Source organism: Candidatus Planktophila lacus, from assembly GCF_002288385.1.
Taxonomy (GTDB): Bacteria; Actinomycetota; Actinomycetes; order Nanopelagicales; family Nanopelagicaceae; genus Planktophila; species Planktophila lacus_D.
The window spans coordinates 344,365-365,999 of sequence record NZ_CP016783.1 but is presented as its reverse complement, the minus strand read 5'-3'; the positions used below and the strand labels follow the sequence as shown (position 1 = coordinate 365,999).

Annotated in this window: 21 protein-coding genes, 1 tRNA gene and 1 pseudogene; 6 read left to right on the top strand and 17 right to left on the bottom strand. The window is 49.0% G+C overall.

All coding sequences use genetic code 11. The annotated features are described in order from the left end of the window. Positions 1 to 30: 30 nt before the first annotated feature. The 9 genes from A1sIIB60_RS01820 to A1sIIB60_RS01780 form a co-directional block, all read right to left on the bottom strand. A complete protein-coding gene (locus A1sIIB60_RS01820) occupies positions 31 to 1,146 on the bottom strand; it encodes a S1C family serine protease (RefSeq protein ID WP_095688919.1) in 1,116 nt (371 codons plus the stop codon). Between the two features lie 56 nt (positions 1,147 to 1,202). After that, positions 1,203 to 2,057, bottom strand: coding sequence for a Rieske 2Fe-2S domain-containing protein (locus A1sIIB60_RS01815; RefSeq protein ID WP_095688918.1), 855 nt, complete (start codon positions 2,055 to 2,057; stop codon positions 1,203 to 1,205). Positions 2,058 to 2,094: 37 nt separating this feature from the next. Further along, a tRNA-Asn gene (locus tag A1sIIB60_RS01810) sits at positions 2,095 to 2,170 on the bottom strand. A gap of 55 nt (positions 2,171 to 2,225) precedes the next feature. Next, positions 2,226 to 4,073 (bottom strand): DNA primase, encoded by a 1,848-nt coding sequence (gene dnaG, locus A1sIIB60_RS01805; protein WP_095677161.1) that lies wholly within the window; start codon positions 4,071 to 4,073, stop codon positions 2,226 to 2,228. A 28-nt stretch (positions 4,074 to 4,101) separates the two neighbouring features. Beyond that, positions 4,102 to 5,331, bottom strand: coding sequence for a deoxyguanosinetriphosphate triphosphohydrolase (locus A1sIIB60_RS01800; protein ID WP_095688917.1), 1,230 nt, complete (start codon positions 5,329 to 5,331; stop codon positions 4,102 to 4,104). A 4-nt stretch (positions 5,332 to 5,335) separates the two neighbouring features. Beyond that, the gene (locus A1sIIB60_RS01795; protein WP_095688916.1) at positions 5,336 to 5,959 is read right to left on the bottom strand and encodes a YdcF family protein; all 624 of its coding nucleotides are present in this window, start codon (positions 5,957 to 5,959) and stop codon (positions 5,336 to 5,338) included. Beyond that, complete coding sequence (gene dusB / locus A1sIIB60_RS01790; protein ID WP_095689611.1) at positions 5,956 to 7,086, bottom strand: tRNA dihydrouridine synthase DusB; 1,131 nt, start codon at positions 7,084 to 7,086, stop codon at positions 5,956 to 5,958. Before dusB ends, A1sIIB60_RS01795 begins: the two co-directional genes overlap by 4 nt. A 10-nt stretch (positions 7,087 to 7,096) precedes the next feature. Then, positions 7,097 to 8,476 (bottom strand): glycine--tRNA ligase, encoded by a 1,380-nt coding sequence (locus A1sIIB60_RS01785; protein WP_095688915.1) that lies wholly within the window; start codon positions 8,474 to 8,476, stop codon positions 7,097 to 7,099. A gap of 68 nt (positions 8,477 to 8,544) precedes the next feature. Next, positions 8,545 to 8,814 carry an antibiotic biosynthesis monooxygenase family protein gene (locus A1sIIB60_RS01780; RefSeq protein WP_095688914.1) on the bottom strand — a complete coding sequence of 90 codons (270 nt, stop codon included), beginning with the start codon at positions 8,812 to 8,814 and terminating at the stop codon, positions 8,545 to 8,547. 74 nt (positions 8,815 to 8,888) lie between these two features. Here A1sIIB60_RS01780 and A1sIIB60_RS01775 point away from each other — a divergent pair, with 74 nt between their 5' ends. Both A1sIIB60_RS01775 and A1sIIB60_RS01770 read left to right on the top strand, forming a co-directional pair. Next, complete coding sequence (locus A1sIIB60_RS01775) at positions 8,889 to 9,638, top strand: ZIP family metal transporter (RefSeq protein ID WP_095688913.1); 750 nt, start codon at positions 8,889 to 8,891, stop codon at positions 9,636 to 9,638. Between the two features lie 3 nt (positions 9,639 to 9,641). Then, positions 9,642 to 10,007 (top strand): Fur family transcriptional regulator, encoded by a 366-nt coding sequence (locus A1sIIB60_RS01770; RefSeq protein ID WP_095688911.1) that lies wholly within the window; start codon positions 9,642 to 9,644, stop codon positions 10,005 to 10,007. Here A1sIIB60_RS01770 and A1sIIB60_RS07335 read toward each other — a convergent pair. Then, a pseudogene (locus A1sIIB60_RS07335) lies at positions 10,004 to 10,192 on the bottom strand (undecaprenyl diphosphate synthase family protein); the annotation flags it as partial. The gene A1sIIB60_RS01770 and the pseudogene A1sIIB60_RS07335 sit on opposite strands and share 4 nt — an antisense overlap. On the opposite strand from A1sIIB60_RS07335, the gene A1sIIB60_RS01760 reads away from it, so the two are divergent. Both A1sIIB60_RS01760 and A1sIIB60_RS01755 read left to right on the top strand, forming a co-directional pair. Next, a complete protein-coding gene (locus A1sIIB60_RS01760; protein ID WP_223298701.1) occupies positions 10,143 to 10,772 on the top strand; it encodes a ZIP family metal transporter in 630 nt (209 codons plus the stop codon). The pseudogene A1sIIB60_RS07335 and the gene A1sIIB60_RS01760 overlap by 50 nt on opposite strands. A 3-nt stretch (positions 10,773 to 10,775) precedes the next feature. Further along, entirely contained in the window at positions 10,776 to 11,141 is a 366-nt protein-coding gene (locus tag A1sIIB60_RS01755; RefSeq protein WP_095688911.1) for a Fur family transcriptional regulator, read from the top strand. On the opposite strand, the gene A1sIIB60_RS01750 is transcribed toward A1sIIB60_RS01755, so the two are convergent. The 7 genes from A1sIIB60_RS01750 to A1sIIB60_RS01720 all read right to left on the bottom strand — a co-directional run bounded on the left by A1sIIB60_RS01750 (position 11,138) and on the right by A1sIIB60_RS01720 (position 19,289). Continuing rightward, entirely contained in the window at positions 11,138 to 11,848 is a 711-nt protein-coding gene (locus A1sIIB60_RS01750) for an isoprenyl transferase (protein ID WP_095677154.1), read from the bottom strand. The two genes, A1sIIB60_RS01755 and A1sIIB60_RS01750, sit on opposite strands and share 4 nt — an antisense overlap. A gap of 3 nt (positions 11,849 to 11,851) precedes the next feature. Further along, positions 11,852 to 12,583, bottom strand: coding sequence for a DNA repair protein RecO (gene recO, locus A1sIIB60_RS01745; RefSeq protein WP_095688910.1), 732 nt, complete (start codon positions 12,581 to 12,583; stop codon positions 11,852 to 11,854). Between the two features lie 14 nt (positions 12,584 to 12,597). Beyond that, a complete protein-coding gene (gene leuA, locus A1sIIB60_RS01740; protein ID WP_095688909.1) occupies positions 12,598 to 14,325 on the bottom strand; it encodes a 2-isopropylmalate synthase in 1,728 nt (575 codons plus the stop codon). A gap of 162 nt (positions 14,326 to 14,487) precedes the next feature. Then, positions 14,488 to 15,441 (bottom strand): Gfo/Idh/MocA family protein, encoded by a 954-nt coding sequence (locus A1sIIB60_RS01735; protein ID WP_095688908.1) that lies wholly within the window; start codon positions 15,439 to 15,441, stop codon positions 14,488 to 14,490. Between the two features lie 25 nt (positions 15,442 to 15,466). Then, positions 15,467 to 16,228: a heliorhodopsin HeR gene (gene heR, locus A1sIIB60_RS01730; RefSeq protein ID WP_095688907.1), complete on the bottom strand. Its 762-nt coding sequence runs from the start codon at positions 16,226 to 16,228 to the stop codon at positions 15,467 to 15,469. A gap of 36 nt (positions 16,229 to 16,264) precedes the next feature. Then, a complete protein-coding gene (locus A1sIIB60_RS01725) occupies positions 16,265 to 17,557 on the bottom strand; it encodes a glutamine synthetase family protein (RefSeq protein WP_095689610.1) in 1,293 nt (430 codons plus the stop codon). A 67-nt stretch (positions 17,558 to 17,624) separates the two neighbouring features. Further along, positions 17,625 to 19,289: an NAD+ synthase gene (locus A1sIIB60_RS01720; RefSeq protein ID WP_095688906.1), complete on the bottom strand. Its 1,665-nt coding sequence runs from the start codon at positions 19,287 to 19,289 to the stop codon at positions 17,625 to 17,627. Between the two features lie 91 nt (positions 19,290 to 19,380). Between A1sIIB60_RS01720 and panB the strand changes: the two genes are divergently transcribed. Next, the gene (gene panB, locus A1sIIB60_RS01715; RefSeq protein ID WP_095688905.1) at positions 19,381 to 20,199 is read left to right on the top strand and encodes a 3-methyl-2-oxobutanoate hydroxymethyltransferase; all 819 of its coding nucleotides are present in this window, start codon (positions 19,381 to 19,383) and stop codon (positions 20,197 to 20,199) included. A gap of 5 nt (positions 20,200 to 20,204) precedes the next feature. After that, positions 20,205 to 21,485: an MFS transporter gene (locus A1sIIB60_RS01710; protein WP_095688904.1), complete on the top strand. Its 1,281-nt coding sequence runs from the start codon at positions 20,205 to 20,207 to the stop codon at positions 21,483 to 21,485. Positions 21,486 to 21,635: the final 150 nt, after the last annotated feature.

The following is a 21,635-nucleotide window of genomic DNA, read 5'->3' as shown; positions in this document are numbered from 1 at the left end:
AGGCTACCGCGCACCTAACTTTTAGGTGAATTAAACCGCGGGAGCTGTTCCGAGTGTGACCTTGTAGGTCTTTGATGATCCATCAGGCAAGGTCATTACCACTGTAATAACTGCACCTGGTGCGTACGAACGGATCTTCACAATGGCAGCATCACGATTGGCGATCTTTACGCCATCGATTGATTTGATGATCGAACCAACAATTACGCCAGCCTTTTCTGCGCCCTCACCAGGAGTTAGCTGCAGAATCTTTGCTTGGGTATCTGCTGTTACATCATCGAAGACAACGCCCATAACCGGACGTGTTGACTTGCCAGTTGCAATGATTTCATCGATAACGCGCTTTGCCTCATTGATCGGAATTGAGAATCCCAAGCCGATGCTGCCGCTGACTCCACCTGAAGTGAGAGTGGCAATTGCAGAGTTAACGCCGATGATTCGACCTTGCGCATCAACGAGTGCACCACCAGAGTTACCTGGATTGATTGCCGCATCAGTTTGAATCGCATTTACATAAGATGTGGAATCAGTTGTTCCAGCTGTAACTGGGCGATTAAGGGCAGAGATAATTCCTTGGGTTACGGTATTTGCAAGCCCTAGCGGTGAACCAATTGCTAAAACTTCTTCGCCTACGCTGATCTTAGAAGAATCACCAAGTGCAATTGCTGGCAAATTACCCTTCTTTACCTGCAAGACGGCGATGTCATACATGCGATCACGGCCCACAATAGTTGCAGCAATTTCACTGCCATCAGCAAACTCAACTTTTATTGTGCCGCTAGTTGCGGCTGCTTCAACTACGTGGTTATTGGTGATGATGTAGCTAATAGTCGAATTGGATTTATAGATCGATCCTGATCCGGTTCCTCCGCCTGATGCAGTCTTTACGGAGATTGAAACCACAGATGGTGTGACTAGCGCTGAAATTGTCTTGGCATTTATAGAGTTATTGCCAATTTCGATTGCAGTCTTGTTTACAGGGCAAGAGTTGCTCTTGGCTAAAGTCAAAGCCTGGGTGCGGTTGTCGGCACAAACTACAACGCTGCCTGCGGAAGTTGTGGTCGCGGCGGTTGCAACGGTTCCGGCCAAGAGAGCGCCGGCAACAAAAGCGATAGTTACTTTTAGAGGTGTGCGTGTGATTTTCATGGCTTGATCATCTCTCTTATTTCTTAGCGAATCCTGTGATTTCGGTGTAAAGATTATTAGGCTTCTACGATCCAGGCACCTTCAACGGCTACCTTAATCTTAGGTAGCGGCTTATTTGTAGGGCCTGTCACAACTGTTCCATCATTTCCTGGATCAAATACCGCACCATGGCATCCGCATTGCAGATTCTTAGATGCTGAGTTGTATTGCACGGTACATCCTTCATGGGTACAGACTGCTGAATATGCATAAACTCCCGTTTTACTCTTAAATAAAACTGCAGGTGAACCTGATTTAGAAGTGAAGTTATGTATCTTACCGACCGCTAGTGACGCGTCTTCAATGATTTTTGCGGGGCCAGCACTCACCGCTGCCGCTTTCTTAGGGAACAAGCGTCCAAGACCAACACCCACAACGGTTAGTGCGGCAATCGATGAAACGCGGATAAAGCCGCGGCGATCAATTGAGATATTGCTCTTGCGACGAGAGCCGTAGAGGAATAAGAAATAAGTGAACCAAAAAACCGTGTAGACCGAATTGCTTGCTAAGAAATATGGCTGAACGTTCCATGTACTAGACAGCCATAGAAATAGGGAGGTTAAAAAACCGCCAAAGGCTGCCCATGTTGGCGCTATCCAAAGAAGCGTTGCAAAACCAATTGCAAATTCTGCAACCATCACCAAAATACCAACCTGAGTTGCGTGATCTAAAATTTTGTTGAGTAAGAAATCAATCGGTGAATTTTGCGCGTATGCCGCAAGTTGTGATCCGATAAATGTTGGAGAACCAGAAGTTAAAAACCCTGGATCACTTGCCTTATCCCAACCGGCGTAGATCCAAGTAGCGCCAAGCCAGAGGCGCATAACGCGCAGCGGCCAGAGTTGATTTCTCCATGAGGCTTTTAACTTCATAAACTCAATTTAGACCCTTAAGGTCTAAATCTCTTGCTGGCTGCCCCACCTGGCCTCGATCCAGGGACATCCGAATTAACAGTTCGGCGCTCTACCAACTGAGCTATGGGGCAAAGATTTACAACTTGTCGTGCAGGCGCACACTCTAGCGCACGAGGCGCAGTGGGTCTAAATCGAGCGAAGCGCGAGATCGTGCAGACCGCGGCGGGTGGTCTCAAGGGCCACCAGGCTAGCGAAGGCTTGGTTGTACTCCTGCTCATTTTCTACAGGATTTAACCGTTGCAGCGAAGATTTAAGTTCTGCGATCGCTCGCGAGATTCCAACTTCGCGCAGGCGCGCAACAATGCTTTCGACATAGTGGCCAGTGACCTCACCATCGGCGCGAATCGGCTCAACATTTAATTCGGTAAAGAGCGCGCGCATATTCTCATCTGAGATTTGTTCAATCTCAATCGAACTCTGCTCATCAACTGCAGCAATTATCTGAGCCAATTGAATGTAGGCCGGATGTGTAAAGGCGCCACTTTCAATCTCTCGCCAATTTGATATCAAAGATGGCATCTGCAGACGCGCCTTCAATACTTCACGTTCCAGAATTAAACGCGGCTCTTGTGGATTTGGGCGCCACTGCACTTGTGGCGCTTCTTCTTCACCATTTACAACTGGCGCGCTCTGTTGTGGCTGGCGCTTAACACCTTGCGCAACGGCAGATGAAACTGTCTCGACTTCAACGCCTAACCAACCAGCAAGCAAACGTGTGTACTCGGGGCGAAGTGACTTGTCGCGAATCTGCGCAACTAACGGCGCAGTTGCATTTAGCGCGTTAACGCGACCTTCGGCGGAATCTAATTTATGAAGCGCAAGCTCAGTACGTATCGCAAACTCAAATAGCGGAACGCGCTTAGCAATCAAATCGCGTAGCGCTAGATCGCCTTTCTGTTGGCGCAGATCGCATGGATCTAACCCATTTGGCTCAACGGCCACAAAGGTTTGAGTTACAAACTTTTGATCTTCGGTAAAGGCGCGCATCGCAGCCTTTTGGCCTGCCGCATCACCATCGAAGGTGAAGATAACTTCTCCGCGGAAAGCATCGTCATCCATAAGTAAACGGCGGATGATGCGGATGTGGTCTGCACCAAATGCAGTGCCACAAGTTGCAACTGCTGTTGTTATTCCAGCTAACTGCGCCGCCATTACATCTGTGTAGCCTTCAACAATTACAACCTGGCGCTTTTTCGCGATCTCTTTCTTCGCCATATCAAGGCCGTAAAGGACTTGGCTCTTCTTATAAATTGGGGTCTCAGATGTATTTAAATACTTAGGACCCTGATCTTCTTCATCACTTGCCAGCTTTCGTGCACCAAAACCAACTACATCGCCAGAGATATCTTTAATTGGCCAGGTAAGGCGATTGCGGAATTTATCGATTGGTCCGCGCTGTCCCATCTTGGAGAGCCCAGCAGTTTCAAGTTCATCGATAGTAAATCCTTGTTCGCGCAAGAATTTAGTTAGGCCATCCCATTCATCTGGGGCATAACCAACACCGAAAGTTTCGCAGGCGCCTTTATCAAATCCGCGCTTGGTCATTAGCTCGCGCGCATGTGCTGCAAGTGGTGAAGTATTTAACTGCTCTTGATAGAACTTGGCGGCAAGTGCGTTAGCGGCAATTAATCGCGAGCGATTGCCAGCAGGTGCTGGCGTGAAATTTCCTTGCTCGTACCGCAATTGATAACCCATACGATCAGCAAGGCGTTCAATAGTTTCGGTAAAACTCAAGTGATCTATCTTCATTAAGAAAGCGATTACATCGCCACTTGCCTGACAGCCAAAGCAGTGGAAGAAGCCTTTACTTGGGGTTACGTGAAATGAAGGTGATTTCTCATCGTGGAAAGGACAGAGCCCCTTCTTCTGGCCACCACCGGCAGATTTGAGTTGTACATAATCTGCGATGACTTCATCGATAGGTGAGCGCTCGCGCACATGCGCAACATCTTCTTCCTTAATACGTCCGCTCATAAATACATGTTATCTCTCTAGGCCGATATCAGAGCGCGCTCAAGCGGGCATGGAGCGCATAGGCCCCGGGATCGGTGAGGCTGGCAACTTGGTCGATGATGATGCGCATGCGCGCGGTCTCATCGCTGGAGCGCTCCCAATCTTTAACGAAGATCGAGTCCAGTGAAGTTGCAGCGTGCTTATGCAACATCTCAACTAGCTCCTTAATAACGATCTGCTGCTTGGCATAACGCTCTTGCGAAATTGCAGCGTTGATTAAGTAATGACCGGCCACTGCCTTCAGGAAATCTACTTCCACTTCTTGTTCGCGTGGAATAACTAGATCTGCATCGTATCGGCGGAGCGCACCATTACCGTGGACTTTTCGAGTTTCAAGTTCGGCGGCAAGCACAAAGCGACCGATGAGTTGTGAAGTTGAATCTTTCAGGCGAGCAAGTGAGCGATGGCTGCCATCGTAATAACGCGGCCAGCAAGAAAGTTGTTGCAGACGCTGCAAAGCCGCTGCTGCTTCCTCTTTAGTTGCGGTTGAGCCATATCCATCGCACATCTCTTTATGCAAAATATCAAAGTCGTGTTCAAAGTTATCGACCTTAACTTGGCCTACAAATATTGCATCTTCGAGATCATGTACAGAATAGGCACAATCATCGGACCAATCCATAATCTGTGCTTCGATACATTTACGATCAGATGGTGCACCTTGGCGCATCCAATTGAAGATCTCGACATCATCGTCATAGACCCCAAATTTACGTGGGTTGATCGCACGCGGCCACGGATACTTGGTTGCCGCATCAAGAGACGCGCGAGTTAAATTCAAACCAACGCTTGAACCATCTCCATCAACGGTCTTTGCTTCAATGCGAGTAAGTAAGCGAAAGCTCTGAGCATTTCCTTCAAAGCCACCAAAATCTTTAGCGACTTCCGCGAGAGCTTCTTCACCGTTGTGGCCAAATGGTGGATGGCCTAAATCATGCGAGAGACAAGCAGTTTCAAGTAAGTCGGGATCTGCACCAAGTGATTCACCGAGTTCGCGACCAATCTGCGCACATTCTAAAGAGTGTGAAAGGCGAGTACGTTGAAAATCATTCTCCCAAGGAACAGCTACTTGCGTTTTTGCAGCTAAGCGACGCAGCGCTGCTGAGTGAATAACGCGTGCGCGATCGCGCATAAATTCGGTTCGGCCAGGGCGCTTGGCAGGTTCAAAGAGAAAACGCTCTTGATCTTTCTCTGAGTAATTCTCTGTACCGCTGCTCATAGCCCTACCCTAAATGATCGCTGATATGAATGCCGCGTCTGCCTAAGGTCACATACGAGAGATAAGCCCCGGTTTCCCGCACTAAATAGCGCTTTCCGGAATTCTCCAAGGAGTTTGGACCAGTCTTTACTGGCGAGCAGGTTGCGACCACGCCTAAATCATTAGCCATCGTCATTGCACGGCGGCAATGAAATGGATCGGTAACGATGATTACATCTTTCCAATCTTTGACCTTCATAAACTTTACATAGTTTTCAGTTGAGACCCAAGTATCGCGTCCAACTTCGAGCGAAGTTACATTGCGCGACTTAACACCATTATTTGATAACCAATACTTTCCAGATGCTGCTTCCGTTGTGCGATCACCAGGAGCGCCGGCACCAACGGTAATGATTTTTGGCGCCAGACCGAGTTCATAAATTCGTTTCGCCTCTTGCAGACGCGCCTCTAGAACTTCACCTGGTCGTCCATTTAATTGCGCTGCACCTAATACAACTATTACATCGCCCTTGCGAGTCAGCGGATTATTTGCTGCTTGCCAGGTCACGCCTAACGCGTACAGAGGTACAGCGATAACAATCAAAAGTACTGCAGCAATTACGCGGCGAATTATTTTAAAGAAGATCATCCGCCCGAAAACGCATCTTCTAGTTCAACAGAGACATCTTCATCTGGATCTAATAACCAACCATCTGGCAAGGTTGGTGGCCGGCCATGGCTAACGCGACCACGTGGTTTTTCGGCGACTTCAGCTGGATATGGCTGATCAGTTAACTGATCTAGCAGAGTGCGAAGTTCGGCCAAAGAGGAATGCATTCCGAATTGGCGGCGGAGCTCACTTGGAACTCTAAAGCCCTTTAAATACCAAGCCATATGTTTGCGCAGGTCGCGACATCCACGATCTTCGGATTCGAAGTAATCCACGATCAATTCGCCGTGACGGAACATAACTTCGCGAACTTCAAAGAGCGATGGCAGGACTCGCTTATCTCCGCCTTTAAAGGAATCGACAAGGTCGGCAAATAACCAAGGTCGGCCTAAACATCCGCGACCAACTACAACGCCGGCGCAACCTGTCTGCTCCATCATCGCTATGCCATCTGCGCCTGACCAGATATCGCCATTTCCAAGTACTGGCGTTCCGGTTGGCTTCAAGTGTTCAACTAAGCGCGTGATCGCCGACCAATCAGCTTTTCCTTCATACATCTGCTCTGCAGTGCGCGCATGAAGTGCTACCCAAGCAACACCGCTATCTGATGCTGACTTTGCCGCTTCTAAATATGTGTGGTGATCGGTATCAATACCGATACGCATCTTTACGGTGACTGGAATTCCAAATGGTTTTGCCGCTTGTACCGCTGCGTCAACAATGGATGAAAATAACTTTCGCTTGTAAGGAAGAGCGGCTCCCCCGCCTTTGCGAGTTACCTTCGGAACCGGACAACCAAAGTTCATATCAATGTGATCGGCTAAATTCTCTTTACCGATCATCGTTACTGCGGCGCGCATCGTGTGCGGATCAACGCTGTACAACTGCACCGAACGTGGCCATTCTCCGGCGCCAGGTGCGATCATGCGTAAGGTGTCGGGACGTCTTTCGATTAAAGCCCGAGCAGTAACCATTTCCGAGACAAACAACCCAGCGCCTTGTTCGCGACAGAGCGCACGAAAAGCAGAGTTGGTTATACCCGCCATCGGCGCAAGAACCACCGGTGGATCAATTACATGGTCACCACTTGCAAGCGGCAGGGTCAGCGACACTGAATTAGCAACCAAGCAGTTTTGGAGCAAGCCACGCTTCTACTTGATCAATAGCAATTCGCTCTTGCGCCATAGTGTCGCGATCACGAATTGTTACAGCTTGATCATCAAGTGTTTCAAAGTCGATGGTGATGCAATATGGAGTACCGATTTCATCTTGGCGACGGTAGCGACGACCGATTGCACCAGCATCATCAAAATCGATATTCCAGTTCTTACGCAATTGCGCAGCGAGATCGCGCGCCTTTGGCGAAAGATCCGCGTTACGTGAAAGTGGCAAGACGGCAGCCTTAACCGGAGCTAAACGGTGATCGAGCTTAAGTACCGCGCGCTTTTCCATCTCGCCTTTCGCATTTGGCGCTTCATCTTCAGTGAAGGCATCCATAAGGAAGGTAAGTGCGCAACGGTCTACACCTGCTGCGGGTTCGATTACATAAGGTGTCCAGCGTTCGTTCTTCTCTTGATCAAAGTAAGAAAGATCTTTGCCAGAAGCTGCAGAGTGCGCCTTTAGATCGAAATCGGTGCGGTTAGCAATACCTTCGAGCTCGCCCCATTCGGTGCCGGCGAATTCAAACTTGTATTCGATATCTGCTGTGCGCTTTGAATAATGAGATAACTTCTCTTTTGGATGATCATAGATACGCAAGCGATCCGGATTAATTCCTAGATCCTTGTACCAAGCAAGACGAGTATCGATCCAGTACTGGTGCCAATCTTCATCGGTGCCAGGCACTACGAAGAACTCCATCTCCATCTGCTCAAATTCGCGAGTACGGAAGATGAAGTTTCCAGGGGTAATCTCGTTACGGAAAGATTTTCCGATCTGGCCGATACCAAAAGGTGGCTTGCGACGTGATGTCGTCATTACCTGATCAAAGTTGATAAAGATTCCTTGCGCTGTTTCTGGGCGCAAATAGGCAAGACCTGATTCATCTTCAACGGGTCCAAGGAATGTTTTTAGCAAACCTGAAAATTGTTTTGGAGTTGTGAACTGGCCTTTATTTCCGCAAGCCGGGCAGTTCATATCGGCAAGTGATTCGAGCTTCTTCTTATGCTTTGCCTCATACGCTTCTTCAAGATGGTCTGCGCGGTAACGCTTGTTGCAAGCGGTACATTCGGTAAGCGGATCGCTAAATGTTGCAACGTGTCCAGATGCTTCCCAAACTTCGCGCGCCAAGATCACACATGAGTCGAGACCGACAACATCTTCACGGCCCATCACCATGGATTTCCACCATTGGCGCTTTACATTGTTCTTAAGTTCAACGCCTAACGGGCCGTAATCCCAAGAGGCGCGAAGTCCGCCGTAAATTTCTGATGAGGGATAAACAAATCCACGTCGCTTGGCGAGGGAGACAATATTTTCTAAACGATCTACGGCCATTTCAAGAACTCCATCCATCCGGCTGGCTGTCGGCGAATCACAACGGGCGTTGTAATCGTGGGCTAAGTTTACTCGTACGCCCCGGGCTCATCGATTGCGCGAGCCAGCACTGGAATCGCCTCTAACTTTGCACGAGTTGAACTCAGCGCCCTGCGATAAGAGCCGACGTTCTCCCATTCAGTCGTTAAAACCCAAAGGGTTGGCTCATCTAAATTCTGGCCGACCGTGGCTGAGATAAATCCAGCGGCTTCAGATAAGACCGCCTTAACCGACTCGAGTTCAGCACGAAAATCCACTGCTTGGCTCAACGCCTGCTCAAATCTTGCGATCGCGATCATGGCTTGAGCCTAGCGCCACGCCGTAGATGGCATACGGAAATGAAAATCATTTTCATTTGTGATACCTTCCAGCCATGAATATCGCAATCATCTTGGCAGCTTCGACTGCAATCGCAACAACCACCGGCGGTTACTTGGCCATTAAATCTAAGGATCGCCTCCATCTCATACTTGGGCTATCGGCAGGACTACTCCTTGGTCTAGTCGCCTTTGATCTTCTTCCAGAAATCTTCGAGTTAAATACCCAAGAGATTCTCCATGCACCTGCTGCTTCAATTGCGTTGATTGCAGGTTTCTTGCTTTTGCACTTCTACGAACAACTCTTCGGTTCACACGAACCCGCCGAATCTGATTACGGCCACGAACATGAACACTCATCTAACATCGCTGGCGCATTCGGTGCCCTTGCCATGGGTGGCCACGTATTTCTCGATGGTGTTGCCCTTGGCGTTGCATTCTCAGTCAGCAATAACTTAGGCGTTGCAGTATTTATCGCACTTCTTGTCCACGCATTTTCTGATGGCCTAAATACAGTTTCATTTTTAATTAAGAGCGGATCATGGAGCAAGAAGGGGCTCTGGCTCCTTGGCGTTGATGCAATTGCCCGTATCAGCGGTGCCGCGATTGGTTCTAGTTTTGCCGTCAACGATAACTTCGTTGGACTTTATCTGGCGCTCTTTGCCGGAATTGTTATCTACCTTGCGACTTCACACATTTTGCCTGAGGCGCACTCACGGCATAAATCTCGCTACACAATTATGGCGACCATCGTTGGTGTAGTTGTGATGTGGGCGCTTGTCGGTTCACTCCACGGTATGGAATAAAAGTTGTCTAGATCCAACCCAAGGGTTCTGAGCACCCTTGAGCGCGCTGGCGGTTTCGCCAGCGCGCAGGAAATTTATCGCCTCATGCAACGTGAAGGCGAAAGCATTGGGCTAACCACCGTTTATCGCGCGCTGCAGAGCTTAGTTAACGACAAGATCGTTGATGTTCTGCGCCGCGATGATGGTGAAGCTATCTATCGCTTATGCGGTGAAGCCCATCACCATCACCTAGTTTGTAAAGGTTGTGGAGATACCGTTGAAATTGAAGGCGGTGCAATTGAAAAGTGGGCGAAGATGATGGCTGAAGAACATGGATTTCGAGATGTTGGGCATACCGCAGAGATCTTTGGCCTCTGCGCTAAGTGCTAAGCCTTACCGAACCTACGATCTCGCTCCGAATAAATCTCGATAGCTTTCCACAATTGTTTTGGCGTCATATCTGGCCATAAGACATCCATAAATACGAATTCGGCATAGACCGATTGCCACGGCAAGAAGTTGCTGGTGCGCTGCTCCCCTGATGAACGCAAGAAGAGATCAACATCGCGCATCTCCCAAGAGATTCTCCATGCACCTGCTGCTTCAATTGCGTTGATTGCAGGTTTCTTGCTTTTGCACTTCTACGAACAACTCTTCGGTTCACACGAACCCGCCGAATCTGATTACGGCCACGAACATGAACACTCATCTAACATCGCTGGCGCATTCGGTGCCCTTGCCATGGGTGGCCACGTATTTCTCGATGGTGTTGCCCTTGGCGTTGCATTCTCAGTCAGCAATAACTTAGGCGTTGCAGTATTTATCGCACTTCTTGTCCACGCATTTTCTGATGGCCTAAATACAGTTTCATTTTTAATTAAGAGCGGATCATGGAGCAAGAAGGGGCTCTGGCTCCTTGGCGTTGATGCAATTGCCCGTATCAGCGGTGCCGCGATTGGTTCTAGTTTTGCCGTCAACGATAACTTCGTTGGACTTTATCTGGCGCTCTTTGCCGGAATTGTTATCTACCTTGCGACTTCACACATTTTGCCTGAGGCGCACTCACGGCATAAATCTCGCTACACAATTATGGCGACCATCGTTGGTGTAGTTGTGATGTGGGCGCTTGTCGGTTCACTCCACGGTATGGAATAAAAGTTGTCTAGATCCAACCCAAGGGTTCTGAGCACCCTTGAGCGCGCTGGCGGTTTCGCCAGCGCGCAGGAAATTTATCGCCTCATGCAACGTGAAGGCGAAAGCATTGGGCTAACCACCGTTTATCGCGCGCTGCAGAGCTTAGTTAACGACAAGATCGTTGATGTTCTGCGCCGCGATGATGGTGAAGCTATCTATCGCTTATGCGGTGAAGCCCATCACCATCACCTAGTTTGTAAAGGTTGTGGAGATACCGTTGAAATTGAAGGCGGTGCAATTGAAAAGTGGGCGAAGATGATGGCTGAAGAACATGGATTTCGAGATGTTGGGCATACCGCAGAGATCTTTGGCCTCTGCGCTAAGTGCTAAGCCTTACCGAACCTACGATCTCGCTCCGAATAAATCTCGATAGCTTTCCACAATTGTTTTGGCGTCATATCTGGCCATAAGACATCCATAAATACGAATTCGGCATAGACCGATTGCCACGGCAAGAAGTTGCTGGTGCGCTGCTCCCCTGATGAACGCAAGAAGAGATCAACATCGCGCATCTTTGGTGAGTAAAGATATTTCTCAATTGTCTTTTCAGTAATTGCATCCGGCTTTAATTTGCCGCGCTTTACATCGCGTGCCAGTGCAGTGGTCGCATCAACGAGTTCAGAACGTCCGCCGTAGTTAACGCACATATTTAAAGTTAAGGTCTTGTTCTTCCTTGTTAACTCTTGGGCTTCTTCTAGCTCAGAGATAACTGATTTCCATAAACGCTGCGGGCGGCCAATCCATTGGATCTTTACACCCATCTCATTTAAACGATCGCGGCGCTTGCGCAATACATCGCGGCTGTAACCCATCAAGAACTTAACTTCCTCAGGGGTGCGCTTCCAGTTTTCAGTTGAAAAAGCGTAAGCGCTTAGCTCTTTTACGCCAAAACCAATTGCTGCTTCGACCAAATCAAATAGAACTTTTTCGCCAGCTTCATGTCCTGCGGTGCGCGCGAGTCCGCGATCTTTTGCCCAACGGCCATTGCCATCCATCACAATCGCGATGTGTTCAGGGATCTCGATCTTTTTGCTCAACTCTTAAACTCTCTCCACGATCGGCAGGCTTCGTAGTCCACGTTCGAGATGCCATTGTAAGTAAGCAATGACTAAACCACTAGCCTCGCGGCGATGGCGCGGTTCACTTGCTTGCGCGATATCCCAATCACTACTCAAAAGCGCGCCAAGTAATTGCAGAGTCTCGGGGGCGGGAGTTGCCGATGCCGATGGACGACATTCCATACAGACCGATCCCCCGCCAACGAGTGAGAAGTAGCGATGTGGTCCGGGTTTTTCACAGCGTGAACAATTAGTAGTAGATGGCGCATAGCCACCGATAGCCAGAGATCGCAATAAGAATGCATCCAAGATAAGGGATGCGTCATAACGATTTTCGGCTAGCGCCTTCATGCCGCCAACAACTAATTGAAATTCCTGCAACGCTGGTTCGTATTCCTGCGAAGTAAAACGTTCGGCAGTTTCCAAAATTGCAGACGCAATTGTCCAACGTTGATAATCCTCGGTTAGCGCTTCACCGTAATTATTGATCGCTTCGACCTGTGTGATCGTGTCAAAGGTGCGTCCTTTGTGAAGTTGAATATCAACATGACTGCCCGGTTCAAGGCGCGCACCAAATTTAGACATCGTGCGACGCACGCCTTTGGCAACGCCGCGGACGCGACCATGTTCGCGGGTTAAGAGCGTGATGATGCGATCTGCTTCACCCAGCTTCTGGGTGCGCAAAATAATTGCTTCGTCACGATAAAGGCTCACGAAGGTAAAGGTAGTCAGCGAATAGCGCGATTTATTGCAGACACGACCGCTTTAAGTGAAGCAGTTGTGGTGTTTGGGTCGATTCCGACGCCCCAGAAAACTTCGCTACCGATTGAGCACTCCAAGTAGGCAGCAGCTGATGCATCGCCACCGGCAGAAAGTGCATGCTCGTAGTAATCAAGGACTCGAACATCTACGCCGTAGTTCTGCAAGATATTGCAGAAGGCAGCGATTGGACCGTTGCCTTGACCAGAAAGTTCTTTAACTTCACCACGATCAAGAATTGTCACAGTTAAGTGAACATCTTCATTTAATACTGAAGTTTGAGATAGACCCTTTAGACGGAAACGTCCCCACGGTGCTGAATCAGTAGGCAGGTACTCATCTTCGAAGATATGCCAAAGCGCATCTGAAGTTATCTCGCCACCTTCGGTATCTGTCTTAGTCTGCACAACGCGACTGAATTCAATTTGATGGCGACGTGGCAGATCAAGATGATGCTCGTGCTTCATCAGATAAGAAACTCCACCCTTACCGGATTGCGAATTAACGCGGATAACTGCTTCGTATGAGCGACCAATATCTTTGGGATCAATTGGCAGATACGGAATCGCCCAAGTGAATTTATCTTTATCAACGCCAGCTGCCAGCGCATCTCTTTCAAGGTGCTCAAAGCCTTTCTTAATCGCATCTTGATGCGAGCCAGAGAAGGCGGTGAAAACAAGATCTCCACCATATGGATGGCGTTCTGGAACGCGAAGTTGGTTGGCATATTCAACTGTGCGGCGAATCTCATCAATATCTGAGAAATCAATCATTGGATCGATGCCATGTGAAACCAAGTTCATACCCAGCGTTACCAGACAAACATTTCCGGTGCGCTCACCGTTTCCAAAGAGCGTTCCTTCAATGCGATCTGCTCCTGCTAAATAACCAAGTTCTGCTGCTGCAACACCGGTGCCACGATCGTTATGGGGGTGGAGAGAAACGATTACGCTCTCACGGTTTACCAGGTTACGACACATCCACTCGATCGAATCGGCGTAAACATTTGGCGTTGCCATTTCAACAGTTGCTGGCAAGTTCATGATCGTCTTCCACTGCGGAGTTGGCTTCCAGATCGCATTTACTGCGTTGCAAACTTCAACTGCGAATTCGAGTTCGGTGCCGGTATATGACTCTGGTGAATATTCAAAGGAAACCTTGGTACCAGGCACAGTTGAAACCAGGTCGAGACAGAGTTGCGCACCATCAGTTGCGATCTTCTTAATGCCTTCTTTATCTAGGCCAAAGACCACGCGACGTTGCAGGGTAGATGTTGAGTTATAAAGGTGGACGATCGCTTGCTTAGAGCCTTTGATCGCTTCATAGGTGCGACGTATTAACGGTTCGCGGGCTTGGGTTAAAACCTGGATTACAACATCATCGGGGATCATGTCCTCGTCAATAATTTTGCGAACGAAATCAAAATCAGTTTGTGATGCAGAAGGGAAACCGACTTCGATCTCTTTGTAGCCCATCTTTACTAAAAGCTTAAACATCGCCAATTTACGTGGTGTATCCATGGGATCTATCAGCGCTTGATTGCCATCGCGTAGATCAACCGAACACCACTGCGGCGCCTTGGTCATCTGCTTAGTTGGCCAGGTGCGATCTTTAAGATCTACTGGGATAAATGATGAGTAACGATGCACCGGCATCGCGGAAGGTTTTTGATCAGGGAAATTCTTATCTTGAGACATTTCTTAACTCCTAATTTTTTGGGTTTTGTCGGGTTTTACCGGTGCGACAAACCCCGCGGCGAGGGGACCGGTTACTTGGCCCCGCCACGGCAGCGAAGGAGGAGGCTGCGAAGTGTCATGTATAAATAGTAACGCGATTAGTCAGATACGGGCAAGCCGGGCTTAAAAGACGTGAACCTGCTCCATAACTTCCATAATTTTTACAGTTTCAGCAAGGCTAAGAATTGGACTTTCAGTTAGCCCTTTAGCGATGCACTCTTCAACGTGAATTGCTTGATATTGCATTCCGCGTCCCGCAATTTTCTCTTCATAAGTGCGCACTAGCTGATGCTTATTATCGAAGATGCTAAATGTGGTCTGTTCGAAGAACCAACCATCAATTTCAATGCGACCTTTATCGCCGTGAATTGCCGCGGTGAGTGTGCCTGCCATGGTCATGCAAGAGTTAATCAGCGCCAGGCTGCCGTTGTTGTATTGCAATACAGCAGCCGTTGCAGAGTCAACCCCGGTGTCAGTCATGATCGATTTTCCGCTAACTGAATCTGGGAAACCGAGCGCGCGAATTGCCATATGCATTGGATAAATACCTAGGTCGTAATGCGCACCGCCACCTTGTTCGCGATTCCAAAGACGCGGTGCTCTTTCGATTGGCAGATACTGGCTGTGATCGGCATAGACAAAGTGTGGTGTGCCAATTTCTCCTGCGTTAATCGCGGCAAATACTGCAGTCATAGTTGGCAAGAAACGAGTCCACATCGCCTCCATGACAAAGACATTTTTGCGCTTTGCAGCTGCATAGATTTCATGAGCATCAGCAGCGTTCATGGTGAAAGGCTTTTCTAGCAAGACATGCTTTCCCGCTTCAATCGCCAAGAGCGCATGATCGCGGTGCAGAGTCTGAACAGTAGAGATATAGATGACATCTACTTCAGGATCTGCAACCAGGGCTGCGTAATCGGGATGGCGGTTTGGGATATTGAACTTATCAGCGAAGGCGTTGGTGCGCGCCATATCGCGCGTTGCAACGGCTTGGATCTTTAAACCGGCATGGCCAAAATCTGTCGCGATGATGTCAGCGATTCCGCCTGCGCCCAAGTAACCCCAACGAAGTGCCATGTTTCTCCTAAGAAAAAAGTAAGTTTTACGGAATTAGTGTATTCGCGAAGATCTGCCACGCAAGGAGCGATTTCGCAACTAGCGAAAGCGTGATGTAGGTGCGCTCTCCGCGAAGATAATCCGACCATTTGCCGATCTTCTTATATTGAACAAATTGAACAAGTGCGAAGGAGTTGAATAGAACGAAGATGGTGAAGACGATGAAGTAAACGAAAGTTGGCGCCTTATTCTCGCCAGCCCCACCGATAGCAAAGACATAGAAGACGAGTGCTAGCCAAGGAACGATGCCGGTGATGCAACCGAAGATAAATGGGACCCATCCACCGCTGCCAGGCTCTTCATATTTCTCTTGCAGCCAACCAAAGAGAATCATCGAAGCGTTAACACCGAAGATAGAGATAAGCGCTGTTACCTCTGAAATTCCAGTTACTTGTGCGATCAGAACGATCATTACTGAAGAGCTAATAGAATATTCAACCCAACGGAAGAAGTTTCGGTGCGCTGCTAGTCCTGCGATGTAACGTGGAAAGAATTTAGGGCTAACGACAATAAAGTGGGCGAGAGCAGACAATCCCAAGAACACTGCAACACCAATTGCAAGCGGCGCATCCCATAAGACGATTAAATCGCCATAAGTGCTTCCTGGTGGACCAGACATGTATCTCGCGGTGATTGGTAGCGTGAAATCTGATGCGAGAGCAAGCACTGCCACCATCTGCGCGAGGTGAAGAACGCCAGCAAATAAATTGATGCGACGTAAACCGTTATCTGTTATCTCTTTAGCCATGCCAATAAAGTAACAGCCCTTAGGGCTAATTAGGCGTTAAAGGACAGGTAAATATCGGTCTAACTCGTAAGCGCTGACCTGACGGCGATAGTCCTGCCATTCGGCGCGCTTATTGCGCAGTACATATTCAAAGACATGCTCACCTAAAGTCTCACGGACCAGTGCGCTCTTCTCCATAACGCCGATCGCTTCATCTAAGTTGGCTGGAAGTGATTCTGGGTTGGCGTTATCTACTAGCTCGTACTTCTCTTCAATTCCCTTAAGGCCAGCAGCCAACATCACGGCATATGCCAGATATGGATTGCAAGCAGAATCAGGTGAACGAAATTCGATACGAGTTGAATTCTCTTTATTTGGTTTATACATCGGGATACGCACTAGCGAGCTGCGATCGTTATGTCCCCAAGAAATCAGTGAAGGCGCTTCTCCCCCACCTTGCAGGCGCTTATACGAGTTCACCCATTGATTTGTTACCGCAGTGATTTCAGATGAATGCTTCAAGATGCCGGCGATAAATGAGCGGGCAACTTTAGATAAATTAAATTCGGCTGATGCATCGTAGAAAGCGTTCTTCTCGCCTTCAAAGAGCGAAACGTGGGTGTGCATTCCGCTACCTGGATGTTCGGTAAATGGCTTAGGCATAAATGATGCGTAGAAACCTTGTTCAAGTGCCACTTCTTTAATTACATGGCGGAAGGTCATGATGTTATCTGCGGTGCTTAAGGCATCGGCATAACGTAGATCGATTTCCTGCTGTCCTGGAGCGCCTTCATGGTGGCTAAATTCGACTGAGATTCCCATTGCTTCCAACATAGTGATCGCTTGGCGACGGAAGTCATGTCCCACAACAGCCGGCGTGTGATCGAAATATCCACCTTGATCAACAGGAACTGGTTGTTCGCCTTTAACTGGTGAATTTTTAAATAAAAAGAATTCAATTTCGGGGTGGGTGTAACAGGTGTAACCCATCTGCGCTGCTTTGTTTAAAGTACGACGAAGCACGTTGCGTGGATCAGCATGTGAAGGTGAACCATCGGGCATGGTGATATCGCAGAACATACGTGCTGCACCCGGGGCTTCAGTGCGCCATGGCAAGATCGAAAATGTTGCAGGATCTGGTTTTGCCAACATATCTGATTCGGTAACGCGGGCAAAGCCTTCGATCGCTGAACCATCGAAACCGATTCCTTCTTCGAAGGCGTTAACTAACTCAGCAGGTGCAATTGCAACGGACTTTAAATATCCCAAGACATCGGTAAACCACAAACGAATAAAACGAATATTGCGTTCTTCGATTGTGCGAAGTACGAACTCTTGTTGCTTACTCATCTGTGAATCGTGGGAAGTCATACCCCAGATCTTGCCAAGTCAAAGTTACGGCTGTGTTACGCGGCCCTTACTCAGCCCAGCGACTCGTCATTGGCAAGCGTCGATCCTTACCGAATGCCCGCTTAGAAACCTTTGGCCCAGGTGGATATTGGCGGCGCTTGTATTCGGCCTTATCGACCATCGCAATCACGCGACGAACCAAAGCCTCATCAAAGCCTGCCGCAATTAACGCGGCGGATCCTTGATCATCATCTACGTATGCCGTTAAGACGCGATCTAGCAATAAGTAATCAGGAAGTGAATCGGTATCTTTTTGGTCAGGGCGCAGCTCTGCACTTGGCTCTTTCTCAATTGAGTTAACTGGAATCGGCTCGGCCTCGCCGCGTTCGCGCGCGACCTCATTGCGCCAACGAGATAGCGCCCAGACATCGGTCTTATAGATATCTTTAATCGGCGCAAAACCACCAACCGCATCTCCGTAAAGAGTTGAGTAACCCACGGCGAGCTCTGATTTATTGCCGGTTGCTAAAACCAAATGTCCCTCTTGATTTGAGATCCCCATCAGCGTTGTTCCGCGCACGCGGGCCTGCAAGTTCTCTTCAGCGATCCCCTTTAAAACCAGGTTATTCATATAGGCATCAACCATCGGCGCAATTGGCACGGTGCGGAAGTGAATACCGGTGGCATCGGCGAAAGCTTGGGCATCAGAGATTGAATGTTCGGATGAGTATTTACTTGGCATCGCAACGCCATTTACTCGCTTGGCACCAAGTGCATCGACAGCCAAGGCTGCAACTAGCGCCGAATCAATACCGCCCGATAAACCAACGACAACGCTTCTGAAGCCGTTCTTTTCTACATAGTCACGTAAGCCAACAACAATCGCGTTCCATATTTCTTCGCGGTCATCAAGGCGAACTGCGACCCCTGGAATCAGAGAGCGATCAACGCTGACTTCATCTTCGGAAATAATCACATCTGGCGAACTGGTTTTAGTTGCAACATCGATATCAACTACCGCGATGCCATCTTCAAATTGCGGTGCTCGGGCAATGACCGCACCATCTGCGCCAACCACAATGCTGTCGCCATCAAAGACCAGATCATCTTGGCCACCGGTCATATTTACATAGACCAATGGCGCCTTGGCTTGGCGAGCGCGCTTGGTGACCAAAGCTAAACGTGTGTCATCTTTTGCGCGTTCATATGGCGAACCATTGGGAACGATTACTAACCCTGGTTTGCGATCAGCAAGTTGTGCGGTAATTCCTCCATCAATCCAGAGGTCTTCACAGATTGCGATTCCGATATCTGCGCCATGGATGCGCACCACCAGAGTTTGATCGCCCGGAACAAAGTTGCGGAATTCATCGAATACGCCGTAGTTAGGTAGGTGGCACTTGGCATAACGCGCTGCAACCTTGCCATCGCTGATGACGGCAACCATGTTTTGTGGGGCGCCATTTACTTGATCTAAATACCCGACTATTGCCACACATCCACCGGTTAATTGACCGGCTAATTCAGCTAAAGCGCTTTGACTGGCTAGTTGAAAAGAAGGACGTAAGGCGAGATCTTCAACTGGGTATCCCGTCAAAACCATCTCAGGAAATACGACGATATGCGCGCCGGCATCTTGGGCGGTCTTGAAGTTGGTGCGCACCAAGGCAGCGTTGGCGACCAGATCACCAACTGTTGGGTTGACCTGGGCGAGGGCTACTCGCAACTTCATTCTTCAAGAGTAATGGAATACCCTTACTCCCAGAACCCTCAATAGATAAGACCCGGAGACTTCTCGCGAAGCTTCGAGGCTGGAGGAACAGATGAGTACAACGACCCTTTACGGTGGGGCGGCGCATCGTCGCGTCACGATTCTCGATTTAAAGAAGGCGAAAACCGCTGGCGAAAAGTGGGCGATGCTCACTTCTTACGAACAGATGACCGCCGAGATCTTCGATACTGCAGGCATTCCTGTTCTGCTGGTTGGCGATAGCGCCGGCAATAATTTTCTGGGCGAAGAGAACACCATCCCTGTAACGATCGATGAAATGATTCCGCTAACTCGCGCGGTGGTGCGCGGATCAAAGCGCGCACTTGTCATCGCAGATCTTCCCTTCGGTTCATACGAGTCATCTCCTGAACAAGCACTTGCTACTTCGATCCGTTTCTTTAAAGAGGCCGGTGCGATGGCGGTAAAACTAGAAGGTGCGCATTTAGCAACTATTGAAAAGTTAACCGCTGCCGGCATTCCGGTGATGGGCCACCTGGGCCTTACCCCGCAATCACTTCATCAACTTGGGGGCTATCGCGTCCAGGGCCGTGAAGACGGGGAGGCGATTTTGCAGGCTGCGCTCGCTCTGGAAAAGGCGGGCGCCTTCGCCATTGTCTTGGAACTAGTGCCAGCAGAACTCGCTGCAAAGATCACGGCAGCCCTTTCGATTCCAACTATCGGAATCGGCGCCGGCGTTAATTGCGATGCCCAAGTTTTAGTTTGGACAGATTTAGTTGGGCTAACTGCCAATCCACCGAAGTTGGCCAAGGCCTATCGCAACTTACGTTCTGAAATTTCGGCAGCCGCCCAAGAATTTGCTGCCGATGTGCGTGGGGGAACTTTCCCTGGCGCCGAAAATACCTTTAACTAGCCCACGTGGAAGAAGATAAGCGTTCAAAATTTGCGATTGATCTGACTCCGCTCAAAAAATACCCAGATTTTCGAAATTTGTGGGCCTCTGGCCTGATTACCTACCTCGGGTCGATGATTACCTACGTCGCCGTACCTTTTCAGATCAAAGAGATGACCAACTCTTACATCGCAGTTGGTATCTCAGGGGTGGTCGAGATCGTGCCGCTGATTCTCTTTGGCCTTTATGGCGGGGTCTTAGCTGATTACGTTGATCGTAAGAAGATGATCTGGGCGACCGAGTTTGCCTCACTGGTTCTGGTCGCAATCTTGTTGGTCAACGCGCTCTCTCCCAACCCCAATCTAATTCTGATCTATGTCGTCATCGGTTTATTTGCTGCCGTCAATGGTCTGCAACGACCTAGCGCCGATGCCATCTTGCCGCGGCTAGTTGGCCATGCCGATCTTCCGGCGGCTAGTGCGTTGATGTCACTTCGTTGGCAGCTCGGTGTGATCATCGGTCCAACAATTGGTGGAGTTTTAATTGCAACCTTCTCAGTTTCAGTTGGTTACATCGCAGATGTCGCAACCTTCTTTATCTCACTCGCATTTTTGGCGCGCGTTAAAAACGTGCCCGCCAATCCAGAGGCGCAAAAGCCATCTCTGGCAGGCTTAATCGAGGGTGTGCGATATGCATTTAGTCGCCAAGATTTAATGGGGACTTATCTAGTTGATTTAGCTGCGATGTTCTTTGCAATGCCAATTGCGCTCTTTCCATTTTGGGCAGACCAACTTGGCGCACCTTGGGCGCTCGGACTTCTCTATGCCGCCGGAACCGTTGGCTCGGTTGCAGTAACTCTGACAAGTGGTTGGACTCGCACCTATCGTTTTCATGGACGGGCGGTTATTTGGGCGGCTATCGGTTGGGGCGCAGCGATTGCATTTGCCGGGTTATCCAATTCCTTGATTCTGGTTCTGCTATTTCTTGCCATGGCCGGGGCGGCAGATATGGTCAGTGCACTTTTTCGCGGAGTCATCTGGAACCAAACAATTCCAGATGGATACCGCGGACGCCTTGCAGGGATCGAACTACTTTCATATTCGATCGGTCCACTAGCCGGCCAGATGCGCGCGGCATCGATGGCAGCGGTTACCACATTGAACTTCTCAGTAACTTTTGGAGGGGTTCTTTGCATAGTTTCGGTCGCAATTTTGGCCCTTTGCCTGCCGAAATTGCGAAAATATGACTCTGAAACGAACGAATATGCCGTTGAAATGCGCAGAATTCGCGCCGAAGATGAAAAATAGGAAAAAATCGGGTCAATTTTTCTAGATTTTCTAGATTTTCTTAAAAAAACGGCTACCAATCGGTAAATCATTTCGATAATTTTTTCTTAAATGCACAAAAAATTAAAAAAATAAATTGCGACACGCACTACGTTTTTTCTCGCTATGTAC

Bases quoted from the DNA above. Each gene is read 5' to 3' on its own strand.
- A1sIIB60_RS01820 (WP_095688919.1), bottom strand. From the start codon at position 1,146: ATGAAAATCACACGCACACCTCTAAAAGTAACTATCGCTTTTGTTGCC.
- A1sIIB60_RS01815 (WP_095688918.1), bottom strand. From the start codon at position 2,057: ATGAAGTTAAAAGCCTCATGGAGAAATCAACTCTGGCCGCTGCGCGTT.
- dnaG (WP_095677161.1), bottom strand. From the start codon at position 4,073: ATGAGCGGACGTATTAAGGAAGAAGATGTTGCGCATGTGCGCGAGCGC.
- A1sIIB60_RS01800 (WP_095688917.1), bottom strand. From the start codon at position 5,331: ATGAGCAGCGGTACAGAGAATTACTCAGAGAAAGATCAAGAGCGTTTT.
- A1sIIB60_RS01795 (WP_095688916.1), bottom strand. From the start codon at position 5,959: ATGATCTTCTTTAAAATAATTCGCCGCGTAATTGCTGCAGTACTTTTG.
- A1sIIB60_RS01785 (WP_095688915.1), bottom strand. From the start codon at position 8,476: ATGGCCGTAGATCGTTTAGAAAATATTGTCTCCCTCGCCAAGCGACGT.
- A1sIIB60_RS01780 (WP_095688914.1), bottom strand. From the start codon at position 8,814: ATGATCGCGATCGCAAGATTTGAGCAGGCGTTGAGCCAAGCAGTGGAT.
- A1sIIB60_RS01775 (WP_095688913.1), top strand. From the start codon at position 8,889: ATGAATATCGCAATCATCTTGGCAGCTTCGACTGCAATCGCAACAACC.
- leuA (WP_095688909.1), bottom strand. From the start codon at position 14,325: ATGTCTCAAGATAAGAATTTCCCTGATCAAAAACCTTCCGCGATGCCG.
- A1sIIB60_RS01735 (WP_095688908.1), bottom strand. From the start codon at position 15,441: ATGGCACTTCGTTGGGGTTACTTGGGCGCAGGCGGAATCGCTGACATC.
- heR (WP_095688907.1), bottom strand. From the start codon at position 16,228: ATGGCTAAAGAGATAACAGATAACGGTTTACGTCGCATCAATTTATTT.
- A1sIIB60_RS01725 (WP_095689610.1), bottom strand. From the start codon at position 17,557: ATGAGTAAGCAACAAGAGTTCGTACTTCGCACAATCGAAGAACGCAAT.
- A1sIIB60_RS01720 (WP_095688906.1), bottom strand. From the start codon at position 19,289: ATGAAGTTGCGAGTAGCCCTCGCCCAGGTCAACCCAACAGTTGGTGAT.
- panB (WP_095688905.1), top strand. From the start codon at position 19,381: ATGAGTACAACGACCCTTTACGGTGGGGCGGCGCATCGTCGCGTCACG.